At 44.1% G+C, this 15,625-nt stretch carries 18 protein-coding genes; 9 read left to right on the plus strand and 9 right to left on the minus strand.

The genetic code is table 11. The features are described 5' to 3' along the window. Nucleotides 1-40: 40 nt before the first annotated feature. Nucleotides 41-685, minus strand: a complete 645-nt coding sequence (gene adk, locus QTN95_RS01335; protein WP_138973371.1) for an adenylate kinase — start codon at nucleotides 683-685, stop codon at nucleotides 41-43. A 315-nt stretch (nucleotides 686-1,000) separates the two neighbouring features. Beyond that, the gene (gene htpG / locus QTN95_RS01340; RefSeq protein ID WP_331416062.1) at nucleotides 1,001-2,905 is read right to left on the minus strand and encodes a molecular chaperone HtpG; all 1,905 of its coding nucleotides are present in this window, start codon (nucleotides 2,903-2,905) and stop codon (nucleotides 1,001-1,003) included. Between the two features lie 264 nt (nucleotides 2,906-3,169). Here htpG and QTN95_RS01345 point away from each other — a divergent pair, with 264 nt between their 5' ends. The 4 genes from QTN95_RS01345 to QTN95_RS01360 are packed head-to-tail and all read left to right on the plus strand — an operon-like array spanning nucleotide 3,170 to nucleotide 5,653. Then, nucleotides 3,170-4,033 (plus strand): winged helix-turn-helix domain-containing protein, encoded by an 864-nt coding sequence (locus tag QTN95_RS01345; protein ID WP_331416063.1) that lies wholly within the window; start codon nucleotides 3,170-3,172, stop codon nucleotides 4,031-4,033. A gap of 11 nt (nucleotides 4,034-4,044) precedes the next feature. Next, nucleotides 4,045-4,560 carry a regulatory protein ToxS gene (locus QTN95_RS01350; protein ID WP_331416064.1) on the plus strand — a complete coding sequence of 172 codons (516 nt, stop codon included), beginning with the start codon at nucleotides 4,045-4,047 and terminating at the stop codon, nucleotides 4,558-4,560. A gap of 47 nt (nucleotides 4,561-4,607) precedes the next feature. Beyond that, complete coding sequence (locus tag QTN95_RS01355) at nucleotides 4,608-5,363, plus strand: sulfite exporter TauE/SafE family protein (RefSeq protein ID WP_331416065.1); 756 nt, start codon at nucleotides 4,608-4,610, stop codon at nucleotides 5,361-5,363. Between the two features lie 11 nt (nucleotides 5,364-5,374). Further along, entirely contained in the window at nucleotides 5,375-5,653 is a 279-nt protein-coding gene (locus QTN95_RS01360) for a SelT/SelW/SelH family protein (RefSeq protein ID WP_138973376.1), read from the plus strand. Between the two features lie 28 nt (nucleotides 5,654-5,681). On the opposite strand, the gene yfcE is transcribed toward QTN95_RS01360, so the two are convergent. From yfcE to QTN95_RS01385, 5 genes are read right to left on the minus strand one after another with little or no spacing between them, the layout of a single operon-like run. After that, nucleotides 5,682-6,236, minus strand: a complete 555-nt coding sequence (gene yfcE / locus QTN95_RS01365; RefSeq protein WP_331416066.1) for a phosphodiesterase — start codon at nucleotides 6,234-6,236, stop codon at nucleotides 5,682-5,684. Nucleotides 6,237-6,286: 50 nt separating this feature from the next. Continuing rightward, the gene (locus tag QTN95_RS01370) at nucleotides 6,287-6,691 is read right to left on the minus strand and encodes a CBS domain-containing protein (RefSeq protein ID WP_331416067.1); all 405 of its coding nucleotides are present in this window, start codon (nucleotides 6,689-6,691) and stop codon (nucleotides 6,287-6,289) included. Next, entirely contained in the window at nucleotides 6,688-7,038 is a 351-nt protein-coding gene (locus QTN95_RS01375; protein WP_331416068.1) for a P-II family nitrogen regulator, read from the minus strand. Before QTN95_RS01375 ends, QTN95_RS01370 begins: the two co-directional genes overlap by 4 nt. Continuing rightward, a complete protein-coding gene (locus tag QTN95_RS01380) occupies nucleotides 7,028-7,822 on the minus strand; it encodes a DUF1538 domain-containing protein (RefSeq protein ID WP_331416069.1) in 795 nt (264 codons plus the stop codon). The genes QTN95_RS01375 and QTN95_RS01380 overlap by 11 nt, the downstream gene beginning before the upstream one ends. After that, nucleotides 7,819-8,553, minus strand: a complete 735-nt coding sequence (locus QTN95_RS01385) for a DUF1538 domain-containing protein (RefSeq protein ID WP_138973381.1) — start codon at nucleotides 8,551-8,553, stop codon at nucleotides 7,819-7,821. The genes QTN95_RS01380 and QTN95_RS01385 overlap by 4 nt, the downstream gene beginning before the upstream one ends. A 226-nt stretch (nucleotides 8,554-8,779) precedes the next feature. Between QTN95_RS01385 and QTN95_RS01390 the strand changes: the two genes are divergently transcribed. The 5 genes from QTN95_RS01390 to QTN95_RS01410 all read left to right on the plus strand — a co-directional run bounded on the left by QTN95_RS01390 (nucleotide 8,780) and on the right by QTN95_RS01410 (nucleotide 13,268). Further along, nucleotides 8,780-9,694, plus strand: a complete 915-nt coding sequence (locus QTN95_RS01390; RefSeq protein WP_331416070.1) for a TIGR01777 family oxidoreductase — start codon at nucleotides 8,780-8,782, stop codon at nucleotides 9,692-9,694. Nucleotides 9,695-9,737: 43 nt separating this feature from the next. Further along, on the plus strand, nucleotides 9,738-10,565 hold the full coding sequence (locus tag QTN95_RS01395) for an SDR family oxidoreductase (RefSeq protein ID WP_331416071.1): 828 nt from the start codon (nucleotides 9,738-9,740) through the stop codon (nucleotides 10,563-10,565). Between the two features lie 326 nt (nucleotides 10,566-10,891). Next, nucleotides 10,892-11,746 carry a co-chaperone YbbN gene (locus QTN95_RS01400; protein ID WP_138973384.1) on the plus strand — a complete coding sequence of 285 codons (855 nt, stop codon included), beginning with the start codon at nucleotides 10,892-10,894 and terminating at the stop codon, nucleotides 11,744-11,746. A gap of 140 nt (nucleotides 11,747-11,886) precedes the next feature. Next, on the plus strand, nucleotides 11,887-12,810 hold the full coding sequence (locus QTN95_RS01405; RefSeq protein ID WP_331416072.1) for an SPFH domain-containing protein: 924 nt from the start codon (nucleotides 11,887-11,889) through the stop codon (nucleotides 12,808-12,810). A gap of 8 nt (nucleotides 12,811-12,818) precedes the next feature. Then, nucleotides 12,819-13,268, plus strand: a complete 450-nt coding sequence (locus tag QTN95_RS01410; RefSeq protein ID WP_331416073.1) for an NfeD family protein — start codon at nucleotides 12,819-12,821, stop codon at nucleotides 13,266-13,268. A 104-nt stretch (nucleotides 13,269-13,372) separates the two neighbouring features. On the opposite strand, the gene QTN95_RS01415 is transcribed toward QTN95_RS01410, so the two are convergent. After that, nucleotides 13,373-14,134: a YccT family protein gene (locus tag QTN95_RS01415; RefSeq protein WP_331416074.1), complete on the minus strand. Its 762-nt coding sequence runs from the start codon at nucleotides 14,132-14,134 to the stop codon at nucleotides 13,373-13,375. Nucleotides 14,135-14,209: 75 nt separating this feature from the next. Then, nucleotides 14,210-15,301 carry a porin gene (locus QTN95_RS01420; RefSeq protein WP_331416075.1) on the minus strand — a complete coding sequence of 364 codons (1,092 nt, stop codon included), beginning with the start codon at nucleotides 15,299-15,301 and terminating at the stop codon, nucleotides 14,210-14,212. Nucleotides 15,302-15,625 lie beyond the last annotated feature (324 nt).

Consider the following 15,625-nt stretch of genomic DNA (forward strand, 5'->3'; position numbering starts at 1 on the left):
CTTTAACTATAACAAATTTTCAAAATTCGCTGTTAGCTATTTATGCTAGCGCTTTCTCGATATCAGCACTGACTTCAGCAACTTGCTTAGTACCATCGAATTTAAGGTATTTAGTGTTACCCGCTTCTGCTTCTTTACCGTAGTACTCGATTAGTGGCGCAGTTTGATCATGGTAGACACCAAGACGAGCACGTACTGTCTCTTCTTTGTCGTCGTCACGAACAACAAGGTCTTCACCCGTTACGTCATCTTTACCTTCAACTTTAGGCGGGTTGTAAACAACGTGGTAAGTACGACCTGAAGCCAGGTGAGCACGACGGCCAGCCATACGCTCTACAATCACGTCATCGGCAACGTCAAATTCGATAACGTAATCGACCGCTACACCCATTTCTTTTAGACCATCAGCCTGAGGAATAGTGCGTGGGAAGCCATCTAGTAGGAAACCTTTTTCGCAGTCATCTTGAGCGATGCGCTCTTTGATTAGACCAAGGATGATTTCATCAGAAACTAGCTGACCAGCGTCAATAACAGCTTTAGCTTGCTTACCAAGCTCTGTACCTGCTTTGATAGCAGCACGTAGCATGTCACCAGTAGAGATTTGCGGAACACCGTATTTTTCCATGATGAAATTTGCTTGTGTGCCTTTACCTGCACCTGGAGCACCTAGAAGAATGATGCGCATGTTGAATCCTCTTAAGATAATGATGATTTATACCGAAGCTCACTATGGTGTCGTAAATCACACAGCCTTAGCTCACGGTAAGTTTCGGTATAACTGTTATTACAAGTTAACAATAAAACAGGCGTGCACATTACACGCCCGCTCGTTTGGTTTCAAGAATGCATTCTATCATACAATTTAAAACCAAAGCGCGAATTACGACTAAAGAATGCTTAAACACTCACATTTGCCGCTTATTTAACGCGCTTCATTCACAATTAAAGCAATTAAGCTAAAAAGCCCGCAAGATGCGAGCTTTTTACCAATTTTCAGCTATTAGCCCTTAGTCAAAAGCGCATTAATTGCACCTAAGAATTGAGATGGATCTTCCATTGAGCCACGCTCAGCTAACATCGCTTGACCAAGTAGAAGTTCAACCCAACGGCCAAAGGCTTCTTCGTCTGCTTCATCAGCCATACGCTTAACCAAGGTATGTTCAGGGTTAATTTCGAAGATGTACTTCACTTCTGGCGCAGCTTGACCTGCGGCTTCCAACAGTTTGGCCATCTGCGTACCCATGTCAAAGTCGTCAGTCACTACAACGGCTGGCGTTGTTGCTAGCTTAAAGGTGGTACGAACCTCCTTAACACGATCGCCTAAGTACTCTTTAGTACGTTCAACGACTGACTTGAACTCTTCTTCGGTTTCTTTGTGTTTCTCTTTCTCAGCTTCATCTTCAAACTTGCTAAGATCTAGCCCCGCCTTTGTGATCGACTGGAACTGTTTACCATCAAATTCGGTGAGGTAGTTCATCAGCCACTCATCAATACGGTCAAACATTAGAATGACTTCGATGCCTTTAGAACGGAACTGTTCTAAGTGTGGGCTATTCTTAGCCGCTGCATAACTATCCGCTGTTAAGTAGTAGATCTTATCTTGGCCTTCTTTCATGCGCTCAACGTATGACGCAAGGCTAACAGTCTGTTCAGAAGAGTCCACCTCCGTCGAAGCAAAACGCAACAAGGCCGCAATTTTTTCCTTATTGCTGAAGTCTTCTGCTGGGCCTTCTTTTAGGACCAAGCCAAACTCTTTCCAGAATGATTGATACTTTTCTTCATCATTCTTAGCCATGCGCTCTAGCATCGTTAGAACACGCTTAGTACAAGCATTGCGCAGAGACTGAGTCACTTTGTTGTCTTGTAGGATTTCACGCGATACATTGAGTGGCAGATCGTTGGAATCTATCAAGCCACGTACGAAACGTAGGTACGATGGCATAAACTGCTCTGCGTCATCCATAATGAATACGCGCTGTACATACAATTTCAGACCAGATTTGTGGTCACGGTTCATCATATCCCAAGGTGCTTTCGCAGGGATGTAAAGTAAGCTGGTGTAGTCGTTTTTACCCTCAACACGGTTGTGGCTCCATGTTAGAGGATCGGCAAAATCGTGAGAAACGTGCTTGTAGAACTCTTGATACTCTTCTTCAGAAATATCGGATTTATTGCGAGTCCAAAGTGCTTGAGCCTTATTGATCTGCTCCCATTTTTTCTCACCTGTTTCTTTACCTTCATCATCACGAACTGACGTTTGAATCGCAACAGGAATACCAATGTGATCGGAATACTTGCTGATCACTTCACGCAGACGCCATTCGTTTAGGAACTCTTTACCTTCTTCTCGCATATGAAGAACGATATCTGTACCGCGAGTTTCTTTGGTGATGTTTTCGATGGTGTACTCACCTTCACCCGCTGAGTGCCATTGAACGGCTTGGTCACTCGCTAGGCCAGCTGCGCGAGTGCGAACCGTGACGGCATCAGCAACGATGAATGCAGAGTAAAAGCCGACACCGAATTGACCAATTAACTGAGAGTCTTTCGATTGATCTTCTGAAAGCTTAGAGAAAAACTCCGCTGTGCCAGATTTCGCGATGGTGCCCAGATGCTCGATGACATCCTCACGACTCATACCGATACCGTTGTCTGAGATCGTTAAGGTATTCGCTTCTTCATTAAAGGAAAGTTTTACGCCAAGTTCAGCGTCACCTTGGTACAAGTCTGGATTTGACAGTGCTTGAAAGCGCAGTTTGTCAGAAGCGTCAGACGCATTAGAAATCAGCTCGCGAAGGAAAATCTCTTTATTTGAATAGAGAGAATGAATCATCAAATGAAGTAATTGTTTTACCTCAGACTGAAAACCGCGAGTTTCTTTGTTTTGTGTTACTGTTTCGCTCATGATAACTCCATAAGTTCTATAGTTATCAAGCCACTACCCTAATCAAAAAAAGAGTAATTTGGCCCAAATCTGTCAGTTAACATGAGGGTGACAAATGTAAATTCAAGGTCAAGAATCATAAAAACAGTGTTTTTTTATCTCAATCTTTACTATCCTTGCACTCTCTAAAAATCAAAAAATCTAAACTAGAGTAATTTTGGACTAGTCTTAGAAAGCGCCTTACTTGAATAACTGTCTGAAACTTAAATTAAATGGCCATCATTAATGAGTAATATAGGTACTAAGTTTAATCTTGCGAATAGATTTACTTTTGATCCCAATACAAACTCCCTCACAGACAAGGAATGCGAAAACGAACTGATTCGTTTAGGGAGCAACGAAAGCCGGATTCTTCTTTTACTTTGTGAAAAACCGAGTGAAATCGTCTCGCGTAATGATTTACACGATTTCGTATGGCGTAAACAAGGCTTCGAAGTCGATGATTCAAGCCTAACGCAAGCTATTTCTACACTACGTAAGCTTCTCAAAGATTCAACAAAGTCACCAATGTTCGTTAAAACGGTGCCAAAACGCGGTTACCAGCTAATCTGCTCGGTAGAACGTACAACGCCATTGATGAGTGGTGTTAACGAAGTTGAACAACCTGCTGTTGCAATGGAAGACGTAGAAATACCTCTTCAGCATGCTTCTGAACCTGTAATTGATACTGAGCTTATTTCTGCAGAACCTCAATTAGAAGCACCTATTCCAGCGCCTGAAGTAACGAAGTATTCAAGCTTAATGGCTAAGGTGTTGGTCGCACTCGCTCTGTTACTACCACTGTGCGTTGTTTTATTTACTAACCCGAGTGAATCAAAATTCCGTCAACTTGCTGTTTATGACAATACTCCGGTTAAAACGCCACTCAATCATCCTGATTTAAGTCGCTGGTACCCGTCAATTGAGCAGTGTGTGAAAAAGTACAATGAAACACATACTAACGAGCTTGCGCCAGTCGAAGTCATTGCCACTGGTGGTCAGAATAATCAGTTGGTTCTCAACTACATTCATTCTCTGGATAACTCAGGCGAGAACGTGACATTACGTATCTTCGCTGAGCAACAAGATCTCAGTAAAGTTTGCCAATAGGAACCACCAAGATGAATCAGAAAATTGCAGCAGGCCTACTTATTCTGTCAGCGGTATTTAGTGGTTGGCTTTACTGGGGAAGTGACCTAAAAGTAGAGCAAGTGCTAACTTCAAATGAGTGGCAGTCAAAAATGGTTACTGTTATCGCGGCAAAGATTCCCGATGACTCAGTGGGTCCTTTACGTAAAGCGAATGTCGTCTCTAACGTTAAGTATCTGCCAAACAATACTTATATTCGTGTAGCGACAGTACGTCTCTATGGTAACGACACTGAAAATGAAAGCATTATCAACATTTCAGAGACAGGCCATTGGGACATCAGCGATAACTACTTACTCGTCTCTCCGACCGAGTTTAAAGATGTCTCTTCGGCGCAAAGTCAAGACTTTACCGAAGATCAGCTAAGTCTGATTACTCAGCTGTTTAAAATGGACGCACAGCAAAGTCGCCGTATCGATATTGTGAATGATAAAACATTACTTCTGACTAGCTTAAGTCACGGTTCTACGGTACTTTTCACCAACTAAACAATAAAACAAAAGGGGCATGACGCCCCCTTTTTTCTAAGCATCACATGGATTGGACAAACACTGTTGGCCTATTTGTTGGCTCTCTGATTGCTAACACTCTCGCCTCACTCTCTGGCGGAGGCGCTGGACTACTTCAGTTCCCATTACTGATATTCTTAGGTCTACCTTTCTCGATTGCTCTAGCAACCCATAAGATAGCCAGCGTTGCGCTCGGCATTGGGGCCGCCTATACCCATATCAAACACAAAAGCTTTAGCTACAAGGTTGCGTTATATCTGGTTATCGTCGGTAGCTTAGGCGTCATTATCGGTGCGAATATTGTCCTTCTCATCCCAGAGCAAATCGCGGAAACCGCTCTTGGTCTGATGATACTCGCTCTAGGAATCTACTCTCGATTTAAGCCACAACTCGGCCAGCAAGAGATCCAACGCAACCGTCATCACTTTGGCTGGGCGCTAGGTGGAATTGGTATGATGGTCATCGGCGTTATCAACGGTTCGCTGACCGCGGGTTCTGGTCTCTTAGTGACCATTTTTCTTGTTCGTTGGTTTGGATACAGCTATAAACAAGCCGTTGCGTTAACCATGTTGTGTGTTGGTTTATTCTGGAATGGGATTGGGGGTGTCGCTATGGTTCACGCTGGAGCTCCCGTTTACTGGCCTTGGTTACCCGCTTTGCTGTTAGGCTCGTTTATTGGTGGTGGACTGGGTGCCTACCTGACGACCCGTGTGAACAATCACGCAATCAAGCAGTGTTTCGAGCTGCTTACCTTTGCTGTCGGCATTAAATTAATTATCTAGAGGGAAGGACCATGCAAAAAGCCAATATTAATATCTACTACTGTCGTCAGTGTAACTGGATGCTCCGTTCAACTTGGCTCAGTCAGGAGTTACTGCATACCTTTAGTGAAGAGATTGAGTCACTCACTCTTCACCCTGATACAGGCGGGCGATTTGAGATCCACTGCAATGGAAAGATGATTTGGGAACGTAAGCGCGATGGCGGTTTTCCGGAAGCTAAAGTGCTTAAACAACGCGTCAGGGATCTGATCGACCCTGAGCGCGATCTTGGTCATTCTGATTCTAAGTAACGACGTTCAACTAACATCAACTGCGCCATTAACGTGGCGCTATCGTTGTTTGCATCATCACTTGATTGTCAAATGTCATGACTTTCAACTGAGAGTCGTCAAGCATGCCATAGCTTGCTGCGTAACCTTGCCGAGGAAAGGTTGCAGAACCAGGATTAAAGATATACTGATCGCCATCTAACTCAGCAGCCGGAATATGGCTGTGCCCGTGAACAATCACATCTCCAACCTTTAGTGGCGGTCGATTAGCAGCGTTGTATAGGTGACCATGCGTTACAAATAGGCGTTGACCGCTTTCCAACATAACCCAGGCGTAATCCATCATCATGGGAAACGAAAGCAGCATCTGATCCACTTCACTATCACAATTTCCGCGAACAGCAATGATTTGCTTAGCATACTGATTAAGCCGTTCACTCACTTGCTGTGGGTTATATCCTTCTGGTACAGGGTTGCGGGGACCATGATTTAACGTGTCCCCCAGCAAAAATAAGGTTTGCGCACCAGATTGCTCAAACGCATCCAAGACAAGTTCGGTTGCAGGCAAAGAACCATGCAGGTCAGAGGCAAAAAAGAGTTTCACGACATCATCTCCTCAAAAATACGCTGCAGATTCTACTCCCTGAGACCCAATTAGTCATCTCTAACCATTCCGTTTATCACTATGTTATTGTAGCTGACCATACCAACCACTTTGCCTTGTTCAATAACGGGAGCACGGCTGATACCAAAACGTTCAAACAAGCGAGCGCAATACTTCACATTCATGTCAGGAGAAACAGACAACGCGGGTTTGGTCATGATTTCGTAAATATTGGTTCGTTCTGGAGAACGATTCTGAGCGAGCACCTTCTTGGCTATGTCATTCATCAACACTACGCCGTACTCATCTTCATCGTTACGTTTGTCGACCACCAGCGCTTTCACTTCATGGCTGCGCGCTAGTTGAATACCCTCTTTAACGGTAGTTAAGCCATCCACAATGACATAGTTGCTAGTCATTACATCACGCACTCTGACTTTCACATGCTCTGTCATATCTCATCCTCCACAACTTTTGTTAGTTTCTCGACCTGATGGGCGACACCCACCGCATCTTCAATATCGATCTGAATCGCAATCCCCTGTCCGGACTCCTGATCAAACTCCCCCACCTCATTAATCGTCTCCAAGATGTGTCTTGATAAGTGTTCCTCGACGACAAAAAGTAGTACGTCCTTTTGGACATCCAGAGTCAGACCAAAAAAGGTTCTTTTCTGGTTAAGCCCTTCACCACGAGCATTATTTATCACTGTCGCCCCTGTTGCCCCAGCCTTTCGAGCGGCGTCCAGCACAACATCTGTTTTACTATCTTCAACAAATGCAACGAGTAATTTAAAGCGCATTTTCTTTGTCCTCCTGCTCAGTACCTTTGTTGAGCCACTGAGTGATTTGTGCGTATCCCATCACCGAGATCATCGGAAATAAACTAGCAAAAGCAATTAGTCCAAACCCATCTATCATTGGACTTCGTCCCGGTACGGTTGAAGCAAGCCCTAACCCTAACGCTGCCACTAAAGGAACGGTAACCGTGGATGTCGTCACCCCGCCTGAATCGTAGGCGAGGGGAATGATTAATTGGGGTGCGTAGAAGGTTTGGATAACGACAATGACGTAACCAGCAATGATGTAATAGTGAATTGGGTCTCCAACAACAATGCGATAGCTTCCCAACGCAATACCAAATGCAACCCCTAGCGCAACAGCAATTCTCAAACCGTTGACGCTAATACTGCCCCCCGAGACCTGATTGGCTTTTATAGCCACCGCGATTAAAGAGGGTTCGGCTATGGTCGTGCTAAAGCCGATAAAGAATGCGAACAAATAGACCCAGTAGTAGTCGAACCACTCAATTTTCTCGCCAACCGAAACACGAAACTCAGCAATAAAATTTGGCTCAGTTAGCTGGGTTGCCATGGTTTCACCCAGCGGGAATAAGGCAAAATCAAGGCCGATAAGAAACAGCGACAATCCAAGAATGACATAGAAGAAGCCCAAAATGACCTTAGGCAAGTTGTTAACTGGTCGTCTCAATACCGCAAACTGAAAACCAAATATAATCGTCGCAATCGGTACTACATCACTGATGGTACCGATGAAAACGTCAATAAAGTGGGACCATTCGATCATGCGATCACCATTCCGTAGACCATCACGAACATCATGGGAAGTAGCGATGCAAACGCAATTAAACCGAATCCATCAATCATCGGATTGCGTCCTTTAATCGCTGATGCAAGCCCAACCCCTAAAGCCGTAACCAAAGGTACAGTAATCGTAGAAGTGGTCACACCGCCAGAGTCGTAGGCAACGCCAATAATGCTTTGAGGCGCAAACATAGTCAGAACCACGACTCCAATGTAACCACCGATGATCATATATTGAATCGGCCAACCTTTCAGAATTCGAAGTACACCAAGTAAAATCGCGATACCGACAGAAAGCGCAACGGTGTAACGCAATCCATTCGCGTAATCTTCCATCGCTTGCTCTTGGTGGGCAATCATACCTCCTTCAGCAGCCACTTCTGCGGCTTCATCAGCAACAGCGGTAAGTGCAGGCTCTGCGACGGTAGTACCAAAACCTAAACAAAAAGCGAAAGCCAGCAACCAAAATACACTGCCTTTGCGAGCAAATGCCTGAGCCATCGTCTCCCCTATAGGAAAGAGCCCCATTTCCAAACCAAAGATGAAGAAGGTCAGACCGAACACCACCAGCACTAAGCCAAATAGGATTGAAACTAAGTTCGGTAAGGGTTCCTGTAATACCACCAGTTGAAAGAAAGCAATTACAACCACAATAGGCATTAAATCCCTGAGACTTCCAAGTAGCGCCTTAGCTAACGCTATCATTGCCTGCACATAACCTCCTGCCCGTCGGTGCTATATCCCTACTTATTAGCATGGCAAACAAATACGACTTCGGCTGTGACTGCCCCTACGTAGAGGAATAGAAAGGTAACAAAATGTTAAAATTGTGATATTGATACATGTGATCACTTTTCATGCTAAGTCGCTATAATTAGTAACAATAGTTGTCTATGGTAAAACCTAATTTAGGTTGCCATGAATCATAAAAGGATAAGGAATGAAGGTACTGCTCACAGGTGGGACAGGTTTTATTGGCCGAGAACTCCTCAAACACTTAACCACCCATGAGATTGTACTGCTTACTCGCGACCCCAAAAGGGCAAAAGAGAGACTCAGCCACACCGATATGGGCAACGTGACCTACGTAACGACCTTAGATCGCTTTCAACATCTCAACGATTTTGATGCGGTAATTAACTTAGCCGGTGAACCTATCGCGGATAAACGTTGGAGTAAAACGCAGAAAGACATTATTTGTGACAGTCGCTGGTCATTAACAGAGCATTTAGTTGAATTGATTCATGCCAGCACAAATCCCCCTGACGTATTGATCAGCGGTTCTGCGGTGGGCTATTACGGCGATCAGCAAGAACACCCTTTCGATGAGTCTTTGCACGTCTCCGATCGTGGATTTCCTCACCATGTGTGTAGCAAGTGGGAACAAATAGCCAATCGCGCGCGTTCCGAAATGACGCGTGTCTGTATTCTTCGCACTGGTGTCGTACTATCCCCGCAAGGCGGTGCACTGCTTAAGATGCTACCACCCTATCGATTTGGTTTAGGTGGTCCTCTAGGGAGTGGACGCCAGTATATTCCTTGGATTCATATGCTAGACATGGTGAGAGGAATCATCTATTTACTCGAAACCCCTCACGCACACGGTGAGTTTAACTTCTGTGCACCACACCCGGTGACAAACAAGCTGTTTAGTCAGACTCTAGCCAAAACCTTAAAGCGCCCTCACCTATTACGAACACCTAAATGGTTGATGTCCTTAGCGATGGGTGAAAGCTCCGTGTTGTTGTTTGACAGTATTCGAGCCAAACCTAAAAAGTTGACTGAGCTGGGTTTTCATTTTAGCTATTCACGTATTGAGCCAGCGCTAAAAAATCTGTTACAACACCAAGAGTAATCCAGTACTCTAAAATTCACTATCGCTCAACTAATTACTTGAAATGCAAAAATCCATTCTCATTACCGGTTGCTCAACAGGCATCGGGTATACATGCGCCCATGCCTTACACAAGCGTGGTTATCAAGTCATCGCCTCTTGTCGTAAACAAGCTGACGTTGATAGGTTACGCTCCGAGGGACTGACTTGTCTGCAACTTGATCTCAATGACAGCAACAGCATCAAGCTCGCCGTCAAACAAACTCTCGAGCTAACCGATGGGAAGCTCGACGCGTTATTCAATAATGGTGCGTATGGTCAACCGGGAGCGCTGGAAGATCTACCTACTGACGGGTTACGTGAACAATTCGAGAGTAACTTTTTCGGTTGGCATCAGCTAGTGTGTGAAATCTTACCCACAATGCGCCGCCAAGGCTCAGGAAGAATCATTCAGAACAGCTCCGTGCTCGGATTTGCAGCCATGAAGTACCGAGGTGCTTACAACTCCTCTAAATTCGCACTTGAAGGTTGGAGTGATACATTACGTTTAGAACTCAAAGGCAGTAACATTCATATCAGTCTTATTGAACCCGGCCCTATCGAAACTCAATTTCGAGCCAATGCCTTAAAGGCATTCCAGCGCTGGATTACCATTGAATCAAGTGTCCATCACGAGCAATATCAGCAACAAATGTCTCGGCTTGATAGCCAAAGTTCAAACAATGCTTTTGTCTTACCAACTGACGCATGTGTTGGTCCTCTCATCCATGCCCTTGAATCAAACAAACCAAAGATTCGTTATCGGATTACTACCCCGACTAAAGTTTTTGCCGTCCTCAAACGGATTCTGCCCACTCGGCTGTTGGATAAAATATTGTGGCATGCCGCGTAAAATAACTAACGCGGTTGTCATGATTTCGTAACATTGAGACACTATATTGAAGCTTGGGGAAACCCTTATACAGATTTTGCCAATGCTACATTATTCGGAATAACTCAATGTCTTTAATACAGTTAAACTGGCTGAGTGTGGGAGTTGCACTAACGTTGTTTATCGTTTTATAGACCCCCTTCGCTTGCCCGTTTGGGAAATATGAACACCGCCTACACTAGGCGGTGTTCTTGTTTTCGTCACGAGATATTTCAACTCGTTAACTTGAACTCAGCCTGTCACGCCCATATCTTGTCTATACAGACCATGTTGCAAGGAAACCTTACATGCAATCACCATTTATTGTTGAGCTCAATGAGCAGAACTTCCGCCAAGTACTTGAAGAATCGATGCAAACACCTGTGCTTATTCACTTCTGGGCGCCAATGAGCCAAGAGAGTTCACAAGTGATACCTGAACTGCAAACACTTGCCCAACAATATAACGGCGCATTTACTCTGGCACTGCTTAACTGTGAGCAAGAACAGATGATTGCAAGTCAGTTTGGCGTTCAAGCCTTGCCTACGATTGCACTGTTTATGAATGGTCAACCCGTTGATGGACTGGGCGGCCCTCAGCCGATTTCAGCAATCCAAGAGATGCTGACTAAACACCTGCCAAGCCAAGACGAACGCAACCTACAACAAGCATTTGAGTGGATCCAAACAGGTAACCATGCACAAGCGCTACCGCTATTAGAATCATTGGATGCAGCGATTCAACAAAAAGGCGACGTTAAGTTGGCTCTTGCAGATTGCTACATTGAAGGAAAAGATTACCAGCAAGCCAGAGCGCTGCTTGACCACATCCCCCTTGAATACCAAGACAACTACTACAAAGGCTTAATTGCCAAACTCGACCTGCAAGCCCAAGCTGCAAATAGCCCTGAGATCCAGTTGCTGGAACAAGCATTAGAAGCAGATCCAAACGATTTAAAGCTCACCAACGAACTCGCGCTCAGCTACCATCAGGTGAACAGAGATGAAGAGGCGCTTGAATTGTTAATGTCAGCACTAAAGGGCAACCTGAATGCCCTTGATGGCGAAATTAAAAAATCATTTATGGATATTCTTGCTGCTTTGGGACAGGGAAATGCAATCGCCAGTAAATACCGCCGACAATTGTATTCAATGCTATATTAGTGCCTTCTAAATCATAAACTTAAAGCCGGTCATTCCGGCTTTTATTTTGTCAAAACTCGCCTTTAGGTCTCACTTATGCCATTGTTTCAGTCGTTCAATTAAGCAACAATTATAAAACGACTCTCATAAGGAACTCTAATATGGCTATTGATTCATTGATTACTATTGGCGTCTTCATCATCGTCGCCATTGCCTTAGTGGTGGCAGGAGTAAAAACTGTCCCTCAAGGCAATAACTGGACGGTTGAGCGCTTTGGACGTTATACACATACCCTAAAGCCAGGTCTTAACTTAATCATTCCGTTAATCGATCAAGTTGGACATAAAATCAACATGATGGAACGAGTGTTGGATATCCCCGCACAAGAGGTCATCTCCAAAGATAACGCCAATGTCACTATTGATGCCGTTTGTTTCGTTCAAGTCATTGATGCCTCGCAGGCTGCCTATGAAGTTAACGACCTCGAACATGCCATTCGTAATTTAACCCTAACAAACATCCGTACGGTGCTAGGCTCAATGGAACTCGATGAGATGCTTAGCCAGCGCGACATGATCAACACCAAGTTACTGGCAATCGTTGATGAAGCAACCAATCCTTGGGGTGTAAAAGTAACCCGTATTGAAATCAAAGACGTACAACCACCCGCCGATTTAACCGCAGCGATGAACGCGCAAATGAAAGCAGAGCGTAACAAACGCGCTGAAGTACTTGAAGCTGAAGGGGTTCGACAAGCAGAAATCTTGCGTGCAGAAGGTCATAAACAATCTGAGATTCTTAAAGCTGAAGGCGACAAACAAGCCGCTATACTTCAAGCAGAAGCTCGTGAGCGTGCTGCCGAAGCGGAGGCTCGTGCGACCACAATGGTTTCTGAAGCGATCGCCAAAGGAGACATGCAAGCCGTCAATTACTTCATTGCTCAAGGTTATACCGAGGCGTTAAAATCAATTGGTCAGGCAGAAAACGGCAAGATTATCATGTTGCCTCTCGAAGCCGCTGGCTTGATGGGTTCGATCGCTGGTATCGCTGAAATGTTTAATCACAACAAACCTACAGACAAATAGAGGTTCAATTGCTGGAATTACTTGAAACTGTTAACTACTGGCATTGGCTGGCCTTGGGGCTTGTGCTGCTCGCTTTTGAACTGCTCGGCACCGCTGGCTACTTACTTTGGTTAGGCCTGTCCGCAATGGTGGTTGGGGCTCTGCTGACTTTGATACCCATGAGTTGGCAGTTGCAGTGGGTCTCGTTTGGCGTATTTTCCTTGGTAACCACATGGCTATGGTGGCGCAGGCAATTTAAATCAGATCGCGCATCCGATGACAACCGCGAACTCAATCAAAAAAGTAAGCAGTTAGTGGGTCAAACTTTTGTCCTCGATGAAGATTTCCCTGCGGGTAAAGGTCGAGTAAAAGTCGGTGATACGACTTGGAGTGCTCAATCAGATTCATCTATTAATGCCGGTAAAATGGTACAAATAACGCAAGTAAAAGGAATTATCTTAACCATTAAACCAATTTAATATTCTAGAAGAACACAACATCACTATCAGCCATAAAATAGATTTAACTGGCTGATAGCGTTGTTCTTAACACAAAGTTATCTCTTATCCTAAGAGTAGTTACTTTATAGAGAAATAAGATGAGATAGGATCTGTTTTCTTTGTTCGACGCTAGCTTTGTTGTACCAGTAACCTAGCATTTGCAGAGCTTGACTCTCGCCTTCAGGAATCGAGATTGAAGCTTGCTTACGACCCTCAAATGCAATTTGTGCAAACTGATCGATATCCTCTGCGCTAGCTTGTTTGAGCCAGTATTCGAACATATTCGGCTCAGAGCTCTCTGAGACTAATTCAAGGGTAGATGTATTGCCAACTTCTGTAGTACTAACCGCCGAGGCGGTTGATGCGACGGCTAAACTTGGATGATGTTTTTTGTTAAATTTAGCAAGTTCTTTTTCATAGTCTCGGGTCAGACCACCCAAGTTTGGCAATTCCGCCAATTCAAACTCTATCTCTTCATTTTGCGCATTTTTCACAGAGAACTTAGGCGCTTCGTCAAACTCTTGCGCTTGTTCTACTCGCACAATTTTAGCGTTTGGTTCAATAAATAGTTCTTGATCAGTTTGATCAAAAGTTAAAACAAAGGCCTTAGAATTAAACTTTTCTTTTTCACCTAATTTTTCAACTAGTTTCGACACCCTTAGTACGATTTGATTATTACCATCTGGAAGCATGTATGAAGACTTGGCAAAAAAAGAGTATCCCACAGGATCTCCGCCAACTAACAGTGGTGAGATGTCAGAATGAAAATCAACACTTACCTCCGCTCGTGGAGCAAATGAAGCAATCATAGCACCAACAACAACCAAACTTCTTATTACCTTCATTTATCTATCTCCTTGAGTGAAAAGAGCATTCTTAAAAAGAATGCTCTTGATTGGGTATGGTTAAAAGTCTTTAACTTAGAAGTAGTATTCCATACCTACTAGGATACGGTGACCCCAATCGCCATTGTACTTGTTGTCTGAAGTATTCAGCTTGTAGTTACGAGAATCTACGTACCAGTATGAGCTTGGTAATAAGTAACCAAAGCGAGCTGTAATTGCTTGGTCACCACTATTCTCAATACCTTTAGCGTCATTTGTTGCTGCATAACCCGCTTTAAATACGTATTTGCTATCAAGTACATACTGAGCTGTCGCAGAGTAAGCACTTTGATCAACGCTACCTACTTCCATACGCTTATACGCACCAGTTAATGTAACATCACCTAGGAATAGTGAACCACCAATAATAGCATAGTTGCGACTTTCAACCGTTTCTTTCTGGTTAGCACCACCAGCGTTGCTCCACTCAACCCACTTCGGATTGACAACAAGTTGGTCTTGATCGTTAACAGTGAACTTTTCTGGTTCATCAACACCAGCTTGGTAAGAACCTTGGTGATAGTAACCTGCGTGGATGCTGAACATCTCTTTAGTGAAAGAGGTACCAAAGCTTGAAACCATTTGGTCTGTATCTTTAGTCATGCCACTTAATGTCGCTTGGAAGTTAAAGCCATTCCAAGTTGCAGAGTCAAAACGGATAACACTGTCAGCACGATCTTGATATCCACCATTGATATCATTGTTCCAGTCAAATACGTTACCTAGACCAGGGTTAGAGTGTGGCCAGTCAACATAGTTGTATGCAGCGACTAGCTGACGGCCGTATTTGATTTGACCAACGCCATCAAACTCTAGACCAAGGTAAGTATCACGAGCACCTAGACCACCAGTTTTGTCGCTGTTGTTCGCGTTACCACCTTCCATCTGCCAAATAAAGTTTGGTGCAATATCATCAAACTCAACCACACCACGGAAACCGATACGTGATTCGATTTCTGCACCTACACTTTGTGTGCTATTAGCGTCAATTAGAGTGATGTTACCTGCTGCCTGACCGTAAAACTGAACTGCTTTGCCAGCTAGCTCGATAGCTGCATTTGCCGAACCTGACATTGCAGCAGTAGCTACTGCTGCACCAAGAAGAGTACGTTTAAACATTTTGTCCATGGAAAAACTCCTAAAAATGGATATAGCTGTCTTATTTTTTCTCACCTTAAGTTGGCCGCCGAAGGGAGAAATCATTTCCTATCTGAGAGCTGCAAGTTAGTCATTAATTGTTAGCCCTCTATTTCCTGCATACACACCGTGTATCCATGGCTACAGACTAACTTCGCAGCAAAAAACATCAATCAGAACTTAATTTTCATATAAAAAAATATGACCAGCTACAAAGTTTTATCAAACGAGTGATCTAGATCGACAATAAGCATACACCGTTAATCAAAAAACAAATTAAAATATAAAAAACAGACACTTACATATAAAAAAGTC

The sequence above is a fragment of the Vibrio sp. M260112 genome, assembly GCF_036533775.1.
Classification (GTDB): Bacteria; Pseudomonadota; Gammaproteobacteria; order Enterobacterales; family Vibrionaceae; genus Vibrio.

What these genes read in the sequence shown, in the direction of transcription:
- adk (WP_138973371.1), bottom strand. Translation starts at nt 685, where the DNA reads ATGCGCATCATTCTTCTAGGTGCTCCAGGTGCAGGTAAAGGCACACAA.
- htpG (WP_331416062.1), bottom strand. Translation starts at nt 2,905, where the DNA reads ATGAGCGAAACAGTAACACAAAACAAAGAAACTCGCGGTTTTCAGTCT.
- QTN95_RS01345 (WP_331416063.1), top strand. Translation starts at nt 3,170, where the DNA reads ATGAGTAATATAGGTACTAAGTTTAATCTTGCGAATAGATTTACTTTT.
- QTN95_RS01350 (WP_331416064.1), top strand. Translation starts at nt 4,045, where the DNA reads ATGAATCAGAAAATTGCAGCAGGCCTACTTATTCTGTCAGCGGTATTT.
- QTN95_RS01355 (WP_331416065.1), top strand. Translation starts at nt 4,608, where the DNA reads ATGGATTGGACAAACACTGTTGGCCTATTTGTTGGCTCTCTGATTGCT.
- QTN95_RS01360 (WP_138973376.1), top strand. Translation starts at nt 5,375, where the DNA reads ATGCAAAAAGCCAATATTAATATCTACTACTGTCGTCAGTGTAACTGG.
- QTN95_RS01370 (WP_331416067.1), bottom strand. Translation starts at nt 6,691, where the DNA reads ATGACAGAGCATGTGAAAGTCAGAGTGCGTGATGTAATGACTAGCAAC.
- QTN95_RS01375 (WP_331416068.1), bottom strand. Translation starts at nt 7,038, where the DNA reads ATGCGCTTTAAATTACTCGTTGCATTTGTTGAAGATAGTAAAACAGAT.
- QTN95_RS01380 (WP_331416069.1), bottom strand. Translation starts at nt 7,822, where the DNA reads ATGATCGAATGGTCCCACTTTATTGACGTTTTCATCGGTACCATCAGT.
- QTN95_RS01390 (WP_331416070.1), top strand. Translation starts at nt 8,780, where the DNA reads ATGAAGGTACTGCTCACAGGTGGGACAGGTTTTATTGGCCGAGAACTC.
- QTN95_RS01395 (WP_331416071.1), top strand. Translation starts at nt 9,738, where the DNA reads ATGCAAAAATCCATTCTCATTACCGGTTGCTCAACAGGCATCGGGTAT.
- QTN95_RS01400 (WP_138973384.1), top strand. Translation starts at nt 10,892, where the DNA reads ATGCAATCACCATTTATTGTTGAGCTCAATGAGCAGAACTTCCGCCAA.
- QTN95_RS01405 (WP_331416072.1), top strand. Translation starts at nt 11,887, where the DNA reads ATGGCTATTGATTCATTGATTACTATTGGCGTCTTCATCATCGTCGCC.
- QTN95_RS01415 (WP_331416074.1), bottom strand. Translation starts at nt 14,134, where the DNA reads ATGAAGGTAATAAGAAGTTTGGTTGTTGTTGGTGCTATGATTGCTTCA.
- QTN95_RS01420 (WP_331416075.1), bottom strand. Translation starts at nt 15,301, where the DNA reads ATGGACAAAATGTTTAAACGTACTCTTCTTGGTGCAGCAGTAGCTACT.